The following is a 16,069-nucleotide window of genomic DNA, read 5'->3' on the forward strand; positions in this document are numbered from 1 at the left end:
TCAAACAGTGGCCGGCACGGCGGTCGCGGGGACCGTCGGACGGGCGGCATGGGAATCGTCTTGCGGAATGGCGGGGTTGACCGCGGTCGCGCCGCTCACCGTCTTCCATACGTTCCAGGCCATGACGAACACACCGCACAAGAACAGGGTTCCACCCAGCAAACGGATCAGGTAGTACGGAACGCGCGTCTTCAGTTCCTCGACGAAGCTGTAGACCAGGGTGCCGTCCGGCGACGTGTCGCGCCACATCAGGCCCTGCTGCACGCCGGCGATCCACATGGCGGCGATGTACAGCACCACGCCGATGGTCGCGATCCAGAAGTGCAGTTCGATGGCCTTCACGCTGTACATCTTTTCGCGGCCGTAGAGGCGCGGGATCAGGTAGTAGAGCGAGCCGAACGAAATCATGGCGACCCAGCCCAGCGCGCCGGAGTGCACGTGGCCGATGGTCCAGTCCGTGTAGTGCGACAGCGCATTCACGGTGCGGATCGACATCATCGAGCCTTCGAACGTGGACATGCCATAGAAGGACAGCGCGGTGACCATGAACTTCAGGATCGGGTCGGTGCGCAGCTTGTACCAGGCGCCCTGCAAGGTCATGATGCCGTTGATCATGCCGCCCCAGGAAGGCGCCAGCAGGATCAGCGAGAAGGTCATGCCCAGCGACTGGGTCCAGTCGGGCAGCGACGTGTACAGCAGATGGTGCGGGCCCGCCCACATGTACGTGAAGGCCAGCGCCCAGAAGTGGACGATGGACAGGCGATACGAGTAGATGGGACGGCCGGCCTGCTTGGGCACGAAGTAATACATCATGCCCAGGAAGCTGGTGGTCAGGAAGAAGCCCACCGCGTTGTGGCCGTACCACCACTGCACCATGGCGTCCTGCACGCCCGCGTAGGCGGAGTAGGACTTCCACATCGACACCGGCATTTCAATGTTGTTGAAAATGTGCAGGATGGCGATGGTGAGGATGTACGAGCCGAAGAACCAGTTGGCCACGTAAATGTGCTTGGACCGGCGCTTGATGATGGTGCCGAAGAACACGATGGCGTAAGCGACCCAGACCAGCGTGATCAGGATGTCGATGGGCCATTCGAGTTCGGCGTATTCCTTGCTGCTGGTAAAGCCCATGGGCAAGGTGATGGCCGCGGCCACGATGACAACCTGCCAGCCCCAGAACGTGAAGGCGGCGAGTTTGTCGCAGAACAGGCGCGCCTGACAGGTGCGCTGGACGACGTAGTAGGACGTCGCGAAAAGTGCGCTGCCGCCGAAGGCGAAGATCACGGCGTTGGTGTGCAGCGGGCGCAGGCGGCCGTAGCTGAGCCATGCGGTGTCGAAATTCAATTGAGGCCAAATTAGCTGAGCGGCCAGAAAAACACCGACAGCCATGCCGACAATGCCCCAGACCACGGTCATGATGGCGAACTGCCGCACGACCTTGTAGTTGAAGGTATCGGACTTGCTTGCGATTGCGGGGCAATCGTTCATCACCCATCCCCTAAAGTAACAAGAACTTCCAGGCTTCGATGATGGGACTAGTCACTCTACGAGGCGTTGATTTGGATCAACCGGGTTGCGACGCATTGGACATCGCTGCATAACCGCAACGCTATTAGGGGTATCGGGCTGTGAAAAGGCTTCGCCAATGCGCCGCGGCGGGGTCTGCGGCGGCGATCAGCGGTGGTAATTCGCGGTGGTAATTTGCGGCGGCAACTACCGGCGGCCAGCAGCGCCGCTGTCGTCGTCGCGCAGGATGGCCGTGCCGGCGCTGTCGGTGTCGTCGTACTGACCGTTGAAGACGGCCCACCACAGCGATACGCCGATCGCCAGCACGAAAAGCAGCGACAGCGGCAGGAGCAGGTAGAGGATGGTCAAGGCGCGGCCCCCAGCGCGGCGTCAGCGGCCAGACGGCCCGACCAGTCGCGGCGGCACAGGCGCCAGGAGTTGTAGGCCACGGCCAGCGACGACACCAGCATGGTGATGGCGGCAAGCCAGGGCGTGACCCAGCCCACCAGGGCCAGCGGCGTCATCAGCAGATGCCAGACGAGCGAAACGTAAAGGTTTTGCCGCGCCTTGCGCCGGGCCTCGGCAAGCAGCGCGTCAAGCGCGGCCTCGGGCATGTCGGGGTGTGCAGCCAGCGCGCTGTGCGCGGAGGCCATGGCGGTGGGCACAGCCATGGACATGGCGCAGGGACAGCTCATGACCAGCAGCGCCACCATGACCGGGATGCTGTGGGCGGGATCGATGTAGGCCCAGCCCGCCGCGGCGGCCAGCGCCAGCAAGACCTGCACCATGACGAACCGCGACGCCACCCGGTCGGCGCGCGCCCCCAGTTGCAGGCGCTGGTCTTCGACGCGGGCATGGCGCCGGCCAGCGGAACCCGCGCCGCCGAAGGATTGGCGCGCGCACAGTTCGAGATATCGGGCGGTCAGCAGGAACGCCACGAACATCGTGACCGAATCGAAATAGACTTCGCCCCGCCCCGTATAGGTGGCGTGGACGCTGGGGATGAAGGCGGCGACGATGCCGAGCGCCACCGGCACGTCCATGCCGGCGCGGCCTTGCCGCAGGTTGGCGCCCGCGTGGCGCCAGATGGGCCACGCCGAGTACAGGACGACCGGCACGGTCAGCGCGAAGCTGGCCCAGTTCATGAGGACGATGGCCCAGTCCAGCGTTTCCAGCGCGTCCGCGGGCATGGATTCGTGGCGCAGATAGCCGGGCCACGCGAACATCATGACCTGCATCATTGCCAGCCAGGCGAGCGACAGACGCACCAGCGCATGGCGGCGTTGCTGGCGGTCGGCATCGGGCAGGCTGGCCGGGACGGCGAAAATGGATTTGGCACGCATGTTGGCGATGGTAATCAGGCCTGTCCCCGATCGCCTTGATCTGAATCAAGACGCCAAAGACGATTTGCCGACGCCCCGCCGCCTCCCCGCCTCCCCATCATGCCGGCCGCCCATCCACCGGCACTGATCTATGTGACGGGTGGCGCGCCGACGGGGCAACTGATAAAACAGTGCTCTGGCCGCCGCAGCTGTCCATCACCCTGCCGCAGCCCGCCATCCCTACGCCCGCGGCGCGTCCGCAGGTTCCGGCGCTGTCCGGCCGCGCTCGACCAACATGGGGCCATGGTGACCATTCACCTGGCTTGCGGTATGCAGAAGACATCGACGCGGCGCCCCATCGGGGTTTTCGTGACCGGCACCGACACCGGTATCGGCAAGACGCTGGTGTCGGCAATCCTGGCCCGCGCCTGGAATGCGGACTATTGGAAACCCGTGCAGACCGGCGTGGCCGACGAGCCCGGCGACACCGACACCGTGGCCCAGCTGGCGCAGTTGCCGCCCCAACGCCTGCACCTGCCCGCCTACGTGCTGCAGGCGCCGCTGTCGCCGTGGGCCGCCGCCACGCTGGAAGACACGGTGGTCGACGCCACCAGCATCGTGCCGCCCCCGACGCGCGCGCCGCTGATCGTGGAAGGCGCCGGCGGCCTGTACGTGCCGATCGACGACACGCACATGATGATCGACCTGATCGCGCGCCTGGACATGCCCGTGGTGCTGGCGGCGCGCAGCGGGCTGGGCACCATCAATCACACCTTGCTGAGCCTCACGGCATTGCAGCGGCGCGGCATTCCGGTGCTGGGCGTGGTGATGAGCGGCCCGCCGTCCGCGGGCAACAAGGAAGCCATCGAGCGCTTTGGCGGCGTGCGCGTGCTGGCCGAAATCCCGCCGCTGCCGCGCGTGGACGCCGCGGCCGTCGACGAACTGGCCAAGGGCATCGCGCCGCTGGCCGAGTGCCTGGCGGCGCTGTACGGCGCCGAGGCCGAAGCCGGCTAGCCGGGCCGGCGGGTTCGCGCTCGGTGTGTCACTGGCGCGCCATGTCGATGAACGCCCGCAGCGCCGATGACACGCGGCGCTGCCGGGGGTAATACAGCATGAATCCGGGGATCGTGGGACACCAGTCGTCCAACAGCCGGACCAGCCTGCCGGACGCCAACAGTCCGGCGACGTAGTTTTCCGGCACGTAGCCGATGCCGATGCCGTCGGTGGCCGCCCGCACCTCGGCATGCACGTCGCTCAGGGCCAGGCGCCCGGGCACGTCCAACTCCAGCGCCTCGCCGTCCCGTTTGAATTCCCACTTGAAGTACCGGCCGCTGGGAAAGCGGTAGCGCACGCACTCGTGCCTCATCAAGTCAGCCGGATGCCGTGGCGCCTCGCGGTCCCGCAGATACTCCGGCGAGGCCACCACCACGGAGCGCAGCGCCGGGCCGATCGGCACCGCCACCATGTCTTCGGGCACGGCATCGATCAGCCGCACGCCCGCGTCGAAGCCGGATTTCACGATGTCGACGAAGCTGTCGTCCTCGCCGATCTCCAGCCGGATGTCCGGATAGGCGGCCAGGAACCGTCCCGCCATCGGCATCAGGAGCAGGTACGAGGCCGCGCGCGACGTGTTGATGCGCAGCGTGCCGGCGGCCGAGCCGCGAAAGTGGTTCATTTCGTCCAGCGCGTCGTCCAGCCCGTGCAGCACCGGCTGCAGGCGCTCGGCCAGGCGCTGGCCCGCGTCGGTCAGGGCCACGCTGCGCGTCGTGCGGTTAAAGAGATTCACGCCCAGCCGCTCTTCCAGTTTGCGGATCGCGTAGCTGACCGCCGACGTGGACAGGCTGAGCTCTTCGCCCGCCTTGCGGAAACTTCCCAGGCGGGCCACCGCTGAGAACGCGGCAAGATGGGACAGGTTGTCGAGCGGCATGATTATGCAAATTCATTCAATAAATCATGCCGAAATTCTAGCTTGAATGGGCTCCCTGCCAGGCATATTGTGAACGCCTGCTCAACAAATACCCCAAGAGGCCGTCATGATCCAAGCCCAAGGCTACGCCGCGCACAGCGCCGACACCCCGCTCGTCCCCTTCAGCTTCACCCGCCGCGAACCTGGCGATGACGATGTGCTGATCGACATTCTGTATAGCGGCATCTGCCACTCCGATCTGCATCAGGCACGCGGCGACTGGGGCAATTCCATGTACCCGATGGTGCCCGGCCACGAGATCATCGGCCGCGTCGCGCAGGTGGGCAAGAACGTGTCGAAGTTCAAGGTGGGCGATTACGCCGGCGTGGGCTGCATGGTCGATTCCTGCCGCCACTGCAAGGCGTGCCAGCTGAACCTGGAACAGTATTGCGAAGAGAACGCCACGCTGACCTACAACGACAAGGAGCGCGGCAGCGACCAGCTGACGTTTGGCGGCTACTCCGATCGCATCGTGGTGCGTGAGCATTTTGTCGTAAAGGTGTCCGACAAGCTCGATCTGAAGGCGGTCGCGCCGCTGCTGTGCGCCGGCATCACCACCTATTCCCCGCTGCGCCACTGGAAGGTCGGCCCGGGCAAGAAGGTGGGCGTCATCGGTCTGGGCGGCCTGGGCCACATGGGCGTGAAGTTCGCGCACGCGATGGGTGCGCACGTGGTGATGATCACGACTTCTGCCGACAAGGCGCGCGACGCCAAGCGCCTGGGCGCGGACGACGTGCTGGTCTCGCGCGATGCCGACGCCATGGCGGCGCACGCCGGCACCTTCGACTTCCTGCTGAACACCGTGCCTGTCAGCCATGACGTCAATCCGTACATGGCGCTGCTGGCGCTGGACGGCACCATGGCGCTGGTGGGCGCGCTGACGCCGCTGGATCCGATTCCCGGCGCCAACCTCATCATGGGCCGCAAGTCCCTGGCGGGCTCGGCAATCGGCGGCATGGAAGAAACCCAGGAGATGATGGATTTCTGCGCCGAACACAACATCGTCAGCGATGTCGAGATGGTGCCGATCCAGGCCGTCAACGATGCCTACGAGCGGCTGTTGAAGAACGATGTGAAGTATCGCTTCGTGATCGACATGGCGTCGCTGAAGGAAGCGCGCGCCGCCGCATAGGCCTGCCAGGGCGGCCCGGGTTCAGTCGGGAAACTTCTCGTCATGGGCTTCGCCGCGGCGGCCGAAATACGTAACGTGCCGGCCAGCGATCCACACCGCGTAGCCGACGCAACCCGCCGCGCAACTTAAGCGTTTGAATTCCGGGTACATCACCTCGCCCCGCTGCGCGCCGCGAATCGCGGCTTGCAGTGCGGCCGCATCGAAGTCGTTGGCGATGGCGACATCTGGGGTATCCAGCGGGATGTCCAGCGTCTGGTCATCAGGCAGGTAGTAGGCGGTACGGCGAGCCCGGAAGTCGACCACATAGGATTCGACGCCTGCGTCGGCCAGTTGACCGACGACTTGGCCGAAGTGGATGCGGCCTTGTGCGGATGCCTCTGCGGTTTCACGGATGATGGCGTGCATGGACGCGTTCATGGATGGCTCCTGACGATGAAAAAGGAGAAGACCGTTCGGGCACCCTGGCCTTCGCACCGTCCAGCGTACTGCGGTAATAGCGTCGTCGTGAACCAAAAAAAGAGGGTGCCCGCAGGCACCCTTGAATCCACCCTACAACAGCACCTGCAACTACACACCTGCATGCGGTGCCCAGCCCCCTTGCGGGGACCGGACACCGCCGGCCGACACAGCCGCGTTATGCCGCCTTCTGCGTCTTGCCGTGTTCGAACTGCGCTTCTTCGGTCGAGCCGGTCAGCGCGGTCGTGGACGACTTGCCGCCCTCGATCGTCTGCGTCACGGCGTCGAAGTAGCCCGTGCCCACTTCGCGCTGGTGCTTCACGGCGGTAAAGCCCATTTCGGCGGCGGCGAATTCCTTCTGCTGCAGTTCCACGAAGGCGCTCATCTGGCGGCGGGCGTAGCCGTGGGCCAGCTCGAACATGCCGTAGTTCAGTGCGTGGAAGCCGGCCAGCGTGATGAACTGGAACTTGTAGCCCATGGCGCCCAGTTCGCGCTGGAACTTGGCGATGGTGCCGTCGTCCAGGTTCTTCTTCCAGTTGAAGGACGGCGAGCAGTTGTAGGCCAGCAGCTTGCCCGGGAACTGGCGATGGATGGCGTCCGCGAACTTGCGGGCGTATTCCAGGTTGGGCGTGGACGTTTCGCACCAGATCAAGTCGGCATACGGCGCGTAGGCCAGGCCGCGGGAAATGGCCTGATCGATGCCGGCGCGGGTGCGGAAGAAGCCTTCCACCGTGCGGTCGCCCGTGATGAAGGGACGGTCGTTTTCGTCGACGTCGCTGGTCACCAGGTCGGCGGCGTCGGCGTCGGTGCGGGCCAGCAGCAGCGTGGGCGTGCCCATCGTGTCGGCGGCGAGGCGGGCCGAGACCAGCTTGGCCACGGCTTCACGGGTGGGCACCAGCACCTTGCCGCCCATGTGGCCGCACTTCTTCACGGAAGCGAGCTGGTCTTCGAAGTGGACGCCCGACGCGCCGGCCTCGATCATGGCCTTCATCAGTTCATAGGCGTTGAGCACGCCGCCGAAACCGGCCTCGGCGTCCGCCACGATGGGCGCGAAGAAGTCGATATAGCCTTCGTCGCCGGGGTTCTTGCCTTCCATCCACTGGATCTGGTCGCAGCGCGTCAACGAATTGTTGATGCGGCGAACCACCTGCGGCACGGAGTTGGCGGGATAGAGCGACTGGTCGGGATACATTTCGCCGGCCAGGTTGGCGTCGCCGGCGACCTGCCAGCCCGACAGGTAGATGGCCTTCAGGCCAGCCTTGACCTGCTGCATGGCCTGGTTGCCGGTCAGGGCGCCCAGCGAATTGACGAACGGCTCGCTGTGCAGGAGTTCCCAGAGGCGCGTGGCGCCGCGGTGGGCAAGCGTGTGTTCGACACTGATCGAGCCACGCAGGCGGATGACGTCCTCGGCGCTGTAGTCGCGCTTGATGCCCTGCCAGCGGTTGTTTTCGGCCCAATCTTTCTGGAGGTTGCGGATTTCGGTTTCGCGATTGCTCATTGTGATGCTCCTGGTCAGTGATAAGAGACTTCAAAAGATTCGCGTCTGGCGTTGCGTGAATCGATGGGAGAAAGTCTATGCCTGTGCTGCGGAGCAATGTGAAGCCGGGTCTTATACAAGACGAAAAATCTTAGCTATGAAAATCAATAACTTATGAGTGTTATTTTGTATAGTGAAACGCCATTGTCGTTTGTGAAATGCCGCCCCGCTGCTGCGCAGCACGGACTTTCACATGCCGAGAGTTACGTTTCACATTGCGGAAAATCAGCCGTTTTTCCAAGCGCCTACAATGCCGCATCCCCCCGTTTTATTTGTCTCTGCTATGACCCTGTCTCACGGCCCGCTTGGGCAGAGCGTGGCCTACGCCTCGCAATACGATCCCTCGCTGCTGTTTCCCATTGCGCGCTCGCACAACCGGGCGGCGCTCAATCTGACTGCCGGCAGCCTGCCCTTCACGGGCGTGGACCTGTGGAACGCCTATGAGCTGTCGTGGCTGGATGCCAAGGGCAAGCCGCGGGTGGCGATGGCGACGTTTTCGGTGCCGGCGGACAGCCCCAACATCATCGAGTCCAAGTCGTTCAAGCTGTACCTGAATTCCTTCAACCAGACCCGCCTGGTCAATTCGGCGGCGCTGCGCGGCCGGTTGGAACGCGACCTGAGCGCCGCCGCGGGCGCGCCGGTCGGCCTGGACTTCTTCCTGCCGCAGCGGTTTTCCGAGCTGCAGATGGGCGAGCTGGACGGCATCTATATAGACAAGCTGGATATCGAGATCGACACGTACGAGCCCGCGCCCGAGCTGCTGCGCACCCGTGCGGGCGAGGTGGTCGAGGAAACGCTGGCGTCGCGCCTGTTGAAGTCGAACTGCCCGGTGACGGGCCAGCCCGATTGGGCCACGGTGCAGATCCGCTACCGGGGCAAGCCGATCGACCGCGAATCCCTGCTGCGGTATGTGGTGTCGTTCCGCCAGCACGCGGAATTCCACGAGCACTGCGTGGAGCGGATTTTCAGCGACATCATGCAGGCCTGCGGCCCGGAGCAGTTGACGGTGTACGCGCGGTATACGCGTCGCGGCGGGCTGGACATCAATCCGTGGCGCAGCAATTTTGAAACGGCGCCGCCGGCGGACGTGCGTACCGTCCGCCAGTAATAGGCACGCCCCTTGGATAAGCCCCGCATTAGCGGGGCTTATCGCGACGGCCGCCCCTCCGGACGGCCGTTTTGCTTTACCGCGTTGGCTTCACCGTTTTCGCATCACTTCACGAAGGGCTCGGGCCGCGGCGTGTCGTCTTCGGACGGGGGCAGGAAGGGGTACTGGATGACCGGCTGGTCGCCCGTCAGCGTCTTCAGGAACGCAACGATCTGGCCGTTTTCCTCGGGCGTGAACGTGCGGCCCAGCTGCAGGCGGCCCATCACGTCGACGGCCTGCGTCAGCGTGGCCGCTTCGCCGTCATGGAAGTACGGATAGGTCAGCGCCACATTGCGCAGCGTGGGCACCTTGAAGTTGAAGCGGTCCGCGTCCTTGCCCGTGACCGCAGCGCGGCCTTCGGCCTTGTTCTCGGTGACGTAGGGTGTGACGAGACCCATCTTCTGGAACGAGTTGCCGCCCACCGCCACGCCGTTGTGGCAGGCGACGCAGCCGCTGTTCTTGAAGAGGTCGTACCCGGCCAGCTCGCGCACGGTCAATGCCTTCTTGTCGCCCTTGAGCCATTGGTCGAAGCGCGAGTTCGGCGTGACCAGCGTTTCCTCAAACGCGGCCAGCGCGCTGGTGACTTCGCCGATGGTGATCGTGTCCTTGCCGAAGACCTGCTTGAATTCGGCGCGGTAACCCGGGATGGAATTGAGCACCTGCACCGCCAGCTCGTGCGTGGAGGCCATTTCCATCGGATTTTCGATCGGGCCTCCCGCCTGTTCGCGCAAGTCCTTGGCACGGCCGTCCCAGAATTGGGCGATGTTCAGGCTGGAATTGAGCACCGTCGGCGAGTTGATACCGCCCTGCTGCCACTTGTGGCCGATGGAGGCCTTCAGGTTGTCCGAGCCGCCCATGGCAAGGTTGTGGCACGAATTACAGGAGATTGCGCCGGAGCGCGACAGACGGGGATCGAAGAAGAGCTTCTTGCCGAGTTCGACCTTGGCCGGCTCCTTGATGACGGCCGGTTCGATGGGCTGGATGGGTTCTTGCGACGCGCTCCAGACCTGTCCTGCCCACAGTCCGAGTACCAGCCCCGCGGCCAGCAACGTTGTTTTCTTTCTCATTTGCTTCTCCTGTGAATAACCAGTGCGGCTACATGGTTATTACAGCGATGAAGCCATGCCGCAACCTTGCGAGGCGTCAAGCTGGGCGGAGCGCCGCCCTGGCTTGAAAGGGAATCTTGACGGCGCGCAACGTGGTGTTGGCGCCGTCCGGGACGGTCAAATAGTCAGGGACGCGCGGCGGCCACCGCGGCCGGCGGTTCGGCGCGGCGCGCCTGCACCGCGATCCACTGGGCCAGAAACGCGGCCACGGCAAACGCCACGCCCGCGCCCACCCACGGGCCCTGCCGCAGACCAGCGTCCAGCAGCAGGCCGAAGGCCAGCGGCCCCAGGGCCGAGCCGACGTCCATGCCGGAATACACCAGGCCGTAGACCGACCCGGTGGAGCCCTTGGGCGTCACGCGGCGGATCAGCATGTCGCGCGACGGCGCGGCCACGCCCGAGCAGAAGCCCGCCAGGCCCACTACGGGCGCGGCCAGCACGGCCGGCACGAGACCCAGCGCCAGCACGACCAGCGTCAGGCCGGCCAGGATGAGCGCCACCATGACGGTGCGTTCGGTGCGCGGATTGGCCGACACCAGGAAGCCACCCGCCGCCATGCCCACGGCCGAGGCGACCATGTAGCCGGACAACGCCGAGCTGGCCGTGACCTTGGACAGGTCGTACAGCTGACCCAGCAGCGGAATCGTGTAGTTCTGCACCGACGACAGCGCAATCGACGTGCAGGCAAAGAACAGGAACGCGCCCCACAGCGCGGGCTTGGCCAGCAGCGCGGACAGCGTCGCCAGCACGCCTTCCTGCGGCTTGGCGGCGGGTTTGGGCGCATTGCCGGCATCCTTGGCGTCGCCGGCGTCCACGGGCGACGGGCCGCCCAGCAGGTCTCGGCCCAACACCGTCATCAGCAGCACCAGCGCCACAAGGCCGGCGGCGCTGTATGCCGCCACGCGCCAATTGGCGAGCAGCGTGATCGTGGTGATGAACACGGGCGTCAGCGCCCAGCCCAGGTTTCCGGTCAGCCCGTGCGCCGAGAACGCGTGGCCCAGCCGCGGCGCGGTGATGCGGTGATTGATGATGGAATAGTCCGCCGGGTGGAAGACCGAGTTGCCGATGCCGCCCACGACCGCCGCGGCCATCAGCATGACGTAGCCGGTCGCCGAGCCGATCAGCACGCCCGACAGCACGAAGCAGGCCAGCCCGAACCACAGCACGGGGCGCGCGCCGATGCGGTCCACCACGAAGCCCGACGAGGCCTGGCCTATGCCGGACACCACGTAGAAGGTGGACACGAGCAAGCCCAGCCGCGCGAAGTCCAGCCCGAACTCCAGGCCCAGCGCGCCGTAGAGCGACGGCAGGACAAGCTGGAAGAAATGGGACGAGGCATGCGCCACGCCGATGAGCAGGATGATTTTCCAGTCGCGCCGGCGTACGTCGGCGTCCGAGAGCAAGGGGGTGGCGGCGGTAGCGGTGTTCATTGCACAAGGCCGCGCAAGGGCGGCAGGTTGCGGGCCGCTTTGGGGCGGATCGCGGGTTGTCTCCGGCGGCGCGCGGACTTGCGTCCGGGCGTCGAATTCATGGCGATTGCGGCGGGCGGGCCGTGCCGGATCGAGCCGGCGTATCGCTCTTGAAGTGACACGGCGGCCGTCTTGCGCGAGCCGGGCCGCCGTGCGGTATTGCAACTGCACCGGGCCGGCTGTTGCGCAGCCGGCCCGGGAAATCGGTCACATGGCCTTTTCGCGGATCGCGGGCCAGGCGCGCTGCAGGTAATACAGCATCGACCAGACCGTCAGCACCGCGGCCACGATGATCAGGATGTCACCCAGCAGCTTGGTGTTGATGCCGTAGATCGCCTGGTTATACAGCAGGCACGGAATCGCGATCATCTGGGCGGCGGTCTTGAACTTGCCCAAGCGGTGCACGGCCACGCTGGCGCTGGCGCCGATCTTGGCCATCCATTCGCGCAGCGCGGAAATCGTGATTTCGCGGCCGATGATGATGAGGGAAATGAAGGCGTCGACACGGCTCAGGTCCAGCAGCACGATGAGCGCGGCGCAGACCATCAGCTTGTCGGCGACGGGGTCCAGGAAGGCGCCAAATGCCGATGTCTGGTTCCAGCGCCGGGCGAGCCAGCCGTCAAACCAGTCGGTCAGCGCGGCAATGATGAATGCCCATGCCGCCAGCGTGTCGCGCATGGGAACAGACATCCAGCTTTCGGGCAGGTAGAACAGCCCGACCACCAGCGGGATCATGGCGATTCGCAGCCACGTCAGAATTATGGGAACGTTAATTGGCATAGTGTCCGTATCCTAACAGCTAGAGCCCACCCCCGAGGCGCCTTCGGCGCTTCCCCCTCAAGGGGGCGCCTCTGCGGACCGGCGGAGCCGGATCCGCGCGGCCCGGATTGCTCGTGGGAGCGGGTGGTGGAAATTTGGGGGCGGGTTGATGAATTGGGCTTGAATTGGAGCGTTCGCTCTAACTCGTCGTCGAGCTTATCGGCGAGGCTGCAAGTTCTAGCGTCTCGGTGGTCGGCGGCGAGGGTGACACAAGTTCGTGACATCTGGGCGATTCCGGGGCTTCAGCGCAGCGCCTCGTAGATGCGGATTGCCAGGTCCTGCGAGATACCGTCCACCGACGCCAGATCCTCGATGCTGGCGCGGGCGACGCCGGAGAAGCCGCCGAAGCGGGCCAGGAGGCGTTGGCGGCGGCGGGCGCCTACGCCTTCGATTTCTTCCAGGCGCGAGACGTTGCGCGTCTTGGCGCGGCGGGCGCGCATCCCGGTGATGGCGAAGCGGTGGGCCTCGTCGCGGACCTGGGCGATCAGCATCAGCGCGGCGGATTCGCCGCCCAGCGCGACGGGCGGGCGGCCGTCTGCGAAGACCAGGGTTTCCAGGCCGACCTTGCGCCCTTCCCCCTTGGCCACGCCGACCAGGGTCTGGATATCCAGGCCCAGTTCCGCGAAGACCTTGCGCGCGACCTCGACCTGGCCCTTGCCGCCGTCGATGAGGACGAGGCCGGGCATCTGCGCGTCGCCGTCGGCGACCTTGGCAAAGCGGCGCGTCAGCACCTGGCGCATCGCGGCGTAGTCGTCGCCGGGCGTGATGCCGGCGATGTTGTAGCGGCGGTACAGCGAGGGCTGCATGTCGTGGTGTTCGAACACCACACAGGAGGCCTGGGTGGCTTCGCCGGCCGTGTGACTGATGTCGAAGCACTCGATGCGCAGGGCGTCCAGCGCGGCTTCGTCGGTGTCCAGGTCCAGGGCTTCGGCCAGCGCCAGCGTGCGGGCGGCGCGGGCGCCGGATTCGGTCAGCGCGCGGGCGAGCGCCATCTCGGCGTTCTTGGCGGCCTGCTCCAGCCAGGATCGGCGCGTGCCCTGCGGACGCGTCAGCACGCGCGACGGCCGGCCGCCGGATTGCTCCACCAGCAGCGCGATCAGCTCGGGATCGGGCAAGGTGTGGGAACAGACCAGGATCGGCGGCATCGCGTTGTCGGTGTAATGCTGGGCCACGAAGGCTTCCAGCACCTGCGGCGCGGCCTCGCCCTCGGCGTGCGACGGAAAGAACGGCTTGTCGCCCAGATGGCGGCCGCCTCGCACCATGGCCAGGTTGACGCAGACCTTGCCGCCGGCAATCGCCACCGCAATGATGTCGGTGTCCTCGCCGCTGACGTTTTCCATGGTCTGCTGATGCAGCACGCGCGCCAGCGAGCCCATCTGGTCGCGCAGCGCCGCGGCTTCCTCGAAGCGCAGTTCCATGGAGGCCTGCAGCATGCGGGCCTCGATCTCACCCATGACGTCCTTGGCCTCGCCGTTCAGAAAGCGCACGGCGCGATGCACGTCGCGCTCGTATTCGGCCGCTTCGATCGCGCCCACGCACGGCGCCGAGCAGCGCCCGATCTGATGCAGCAGACAGGGACGCGAGCGGTTGGCGAAGACGCTGTCCTCGCACGTGCGCAGGCGAAACACCTTCTGCAGGATCTGGATGGTTTCGCGCACCGCCCAGGCGTTGGGGAACGGGCCGAAGAACTGTCCGCGCTTGTTGGTGGCGCCGCGGTAATACGCGATGCGCGGCCAGTCATGCCCGGTGATGTGCAGGTACGGATAGGACTTGTCGTCGCGGAACAGGATGTTGTAGCGCGGCTTCAGGCTCTTGATGAGGTTGTTTTCCAGGATCAGCGCTTCGGCTTCGGAGCGCGTCACCGTGACCTCAAGCCGCGCCACCTTCGCCACCATCTGGGCGATGCGCGGGCTGGACAGCGTCTTCTGGAAATACGACGAGACGCGCTTCTTCAGGTCGCGCGCCTTGCCGACATACATGACCTCGCCCGCCGCATCCAGGTGCCGGTAGACGCCCGGCAGATGCGGCAGGTCAGACAGGAACGATTTGAGATTGAAGTCGTCGGGCATTCTGGTAACGGCTTTCGGCTTGCAGGGTGTCCCAATCGGGCGCATCGAAACGCGGCATCAGGCGCCGGATGCGCGCCACGGACTCGGGCGCATGGTCGAACTGCAGGCGCGCCAGCAGATCGTCGGCCAGGTCCGGACGGTTGCACACCAGCACCATGTCGCAGCCGGCACGCAGCGCGGCGTTGGCGCGGTCCAGGATGTCGCCTGCGACCGAGGCGCCTTCCATGGTCAGGTCGTCCGAGAACACGACGCCATCGTAGCCCAGGCGCTTGCGCAGGATGCCCTGCACCCAGCGCTTGGAAAAGCCGGCCGGATGCTTGTCCACCTTGGGGTAGATGACGTGCGCGGGCATGACGGACGGCAGCACGGCGTCGCCCAGCCAGGCGTAGGGCGCGGCGTCGTCCTTCAGGATCTCGTCCAGCGTGCGCGGATCGACGGGGATCTCGTGGTGCGAATCGGCGCCCACGTAGCCGTGACCGGGGAAATGCTTGCCGCACGACGACATGCCGGCCAGGGACAGGCCCTGCACCAGCGCGCGCGACAGCATCGTCACCACGCGAGGATCGTGGTGGAAGGCACGGTTGCCGATCACCTTGCTGACGCCGTAATCCAGGTCCAGCACGGGCGTGAAGCTCATGTCCACGCCGCAGGCGCGCAGCTCGGCGGCCAGGACGTAGCCGGCCTCGGTGGCCAGACGCATCGCCTGCAACGGGTCGCTGTCCCACAGTTCGCCCAGCGCGCGCATCGGGGGCAAGGGCGTGAAGCCGTCGTCGCGGAAGCGCTGCACGCGGCCGCCTTCGTGATCCACCAGGATCAGCAGCGGCTCCTTACGGGCCTTGTGGATCTGGCGCGTCAGCGCGGTGAGCTGGGCGCGGTTTTCAAAATTGCGGGCAAAAAGAATGACGCCGCCCACCAGGGGGTGGCGCAGGCGCTTCTTTTCCGCCTTCGTGAGCGTGTATCCCGCCACATCGACCATCACGGGGCCGGGGGGCAGGACCGCCTTGGATTTTTTCTTGGCCATGGAGGCTGTCCTTGTAGCTAGGTGCGGCAAGCCGGCGGGGATGGCCCCGATCTCAGGGCTTGCGCTCGACCACCACATATGCGGCGGCCATGTCGGATTCATCGGTAATGGAAACGTGGGCCGCGCCGAACCGGTCAGCGTACCAGCCCAGCAGTTCGGGCGCGATCACCAGCACCGGGCGGCCGCCCGGCGCGTTAAGTGTCTGCACGCGCCGCCAGGTCATCGGCATGCGCATGCCCAGCCCGATGGCCTTGGAAAAGGCTTCCTTGGCGGCAAAGCGGGTGGCCAGAAAGCGCAGCCCGCGGACCGGGTCGCGTGCGCGGCGGGCGTGGAATTTCAGGAGTTCCTCGGGACCGAGGATCTTTTCGGCAAACCGGTCGCCGTGACGGGCGAGCGCACGTTCGATGCGGTCGATGCGCAGAAGGTCCATGCCGATGCCGGCAATGGCGCCGGCGGGCGTGGCGGAAGAAGAGTCGGACATCGGCATCGCCTGGCTAGCGGTCAAAACGCGTCATCGGC

14 protein-coding genes and 1 pseudogene are annotated in these 16,069 nt (G+C 65.7%); 3 read left to right on the top strand and 12 right to left on the bottom strand.

Going from position 1 to position 16,069, the window contains the following annotated elements; translation table 11 throughout:
- The 3 genes from ccoN to CLM73_RS18105 form a co-directional block, all read right to left on the bottom strand.
- Window positions 1-1,488, bottom strand: a complete 1,488-nt coding sequence (gene ccoN / locus CLM73_RS18095) for a cytochrome-c oxidase, cbb3-type subunit I (protein ID WP_105239607.1) — start codon at window positions 1,486-1,488, stop codon at window positions 1-3.
- A gap of 225 nt (window positions 1,489-1,713) precedes the next feature.
- Window positions 1,714-1,875, bottom strand: coding sequence for a cbb3-type cytochrome oxidase assembly protein CcoS (ccoS, locus tag CLM73_RS18100; RefSeq protein ID WP_105239608.1), 162 nt, complete (start codon window positions 1,873-1,875; stop codon window positions 1,714-1,716).
- Window positions 1,872-2,849 carry a hypothetical protein gene (locus CLM73_RS18105; RefSeq protein WP_105239609.1) on the bottom strand — a complete coding sequence of 326 codons (978 nt, stop codon included), beginning with the start codon at window positions 2,847-2,849 and terminating at the stop codon, window positions 1,872-1,874. Before CLM73_RS18105 ends, ccoS begins: the two co-directional genes overlap by 4 nt.
- A gap of 243 nt (window positions 2,850-3,092) precedes the next feature.
- On the opposite strand from CLM73_RS18105, the pseudogene bioD reads away from it, so the two are divergent.
- Window positions 3,093-3,842: pseudogene (gene bioD, locus CLM73_RS18110) on the top strand (dethiobiotin synthase); the annotation flags it as partial.
- Window positions 3,843-3,870: 28 nt separating this feature from the next.
- Here bioD and CLM73_RS18115 read toward each other — a convergent pair.
- Window positions 3,871-4,755 (bottom strand): LysR family transcriptional regulator, encoded by an 885-nt coding sequence (locus tag CLM73_RS18115; protein ID WP_105239611.1) that lies wholly within the window; start codon window positions 4,753-4,755, stop codon window positions 3,871-3,873.
- A gap of 106 nt (window positions 4,756-4,861) precedes the next feature.
- On the opposite strand from CLM73_RS18115, the gene CLM73_RS18120 reads away from it, so the two are divergent.
- Window positions 4,862-5,926 (top strand): NAD(P)-dependent alcohol dehydrogenase, encoded by a 1,065-nt coding sequence (locus CLM73_RS18120; protein ID WP_105239612.1) that lies wholly within the window; start codon window positions 4,862-4,864, stop codon window positions 5,924-5,926.
- A gap of 21 nt (window positions 5,927-5,947) precedes the next feature.
- On the opposite strand, the gene CLM73_RS18125 is transcribed toward CLM73_RS18120, so the two are convergent.
- Window positions 5,948-6,343 carry a DUF1398 domain-containing protein gene (locus tag CLM73_RS18125; protein ID WP_105239613.1) on the bottom strand — a complete coding sequence of 132 codons (396 nt, stop codon included), beginning with the start codon at window positions 6,341-6,343 and terminating at the stop codon, window positions 5,948-5,950.
- A gap of 217 nt (window positions 6,344-6,560) precedes the next feature.
- The gene (aceA, locus tag CLM73_RS18130) at window positions 6,561-7,880 is read right to left on the bottom strand and encodes an isocitrate lyase (protein ID WP_056563042.1); all 1,320 of its coding nucleotides are present in this window, start codon (window positions 7,878-7,880) and stop codon (window positions 6,561-6,563) included.
- Between the two features lie 322 nt (window positions 7,881-8,202).
- Between aceA and queF the strand changes: the two genes are divergently transcribed.
- A complete protein-coding gene (queF, locus tag CLM73_RS18135) occupies window positions 8,203-9,027 on the top strand; it encodes an NADPH-dependent 7-cyano-7-deazaguanine reductase QueF (protein WP_105239614.1) in 825 nt (274 codons plus the stop codon).
- A 104-nt stretch (window positions 9,028-9,131) separates the two neighbouring features.
- On the opposite strand, the gene CLM73_RS18140 is transcribed toward queF, so the two are convergent.
- From CLM73_RS18140 to acpS, 6 genes are all read right to left on the bottom strand, one after another.
- A complete protein-coding gene (locus tag CLM73_RS18140; RefSeq protein WP_105239615.1) occupies window positions 9,132-10,133 on the bottom strand; it encodes a cytochrome-c peroxidase in 1,002 nt (333 codons plus the stop codon).
- 164 nt (window positions 10,134-10,297) lie between these two features.
- The gene (locus CLM73_RS18145) at window positions 10,298-11,602 is read right to left on the bottom strand and encodes an MFS transporter (protein ID WP_105239616.1); all 1,305 of its coding nucleotides are present in this window, start codon (window positions 11,600-11,602) and stop codon (window positions 10,298-10,300) included.
- A 246-nt stretch (window positions 11,603-11,848) separates the two neighbouring features.
- Entirely contained in the window at window positions 11,849-12,421 is a 573-nt protein-coding gene (gene pgsA / locus CLM73_RS18150) for a CDP-diacylglycerol--glycerol-3-phosphate 3-phosphatidyltransferase (protein ID WP_105239617.1), read from the bottom strand.
- A 281-nt stretch (window positions 12,422-12,702) separates the two neighbouring features.
- Window positions 12,703-14,529 carry an excinuclease ABC subunit UvrC gene (gene uvrC, locus CLM73_RS18155; protein ID WP_105239618.1) on the bottom strand — a complete coding sequence of 609 codons (1,827 nt, stop codon included), beginning with the start codon at window positions 14,527-14,529 and terminating at the stop codon, window positions 12,703-12,705.
- Window positions 14,492-15,550: a beta-N-acetylhexosaminidase gene (nagZ, locus tag CLM73_RS18160; RefSeq protein WP_105239619.1), complete on the bottom strand. Its 1,059-nt coding sequence runs from the start codon at window positions 15,548-15,550 to the stop codon at window positions 14,492-14,494. The genes uvrC and nagZ overlap by 38 nt, the downstream gene beginning before the upstream one ends.
- A 52-nt stretch (window positions 15,551-15,602) precedes the next feature.
- Window positions 15,603-16,037 (bottom strand): holo-ACP synthase, encoded by a 435-nt coding sequence (gene acpS / locus CLM73_RS18165; protein ID WP_105239620.1) that lies wholly within the window; start codon window positions 16,035-16,037, stop codon window positions 15,603-15,605.
- Window positions 16,038-16,069 lie beyond the last annotated feature (32 nt).

Origin of the sequence: Achromobacter spanius (assembly GCF_002966795.1) — a bacterium.
In the GTDB taxonomy this organism is placed as follows: Bacteria; Pseudomonadota; Gammaproteobacteria; order Burkholderiales; family Burkholderiaceae_B; genus Achromobacter; species Achromobacter spanius_D.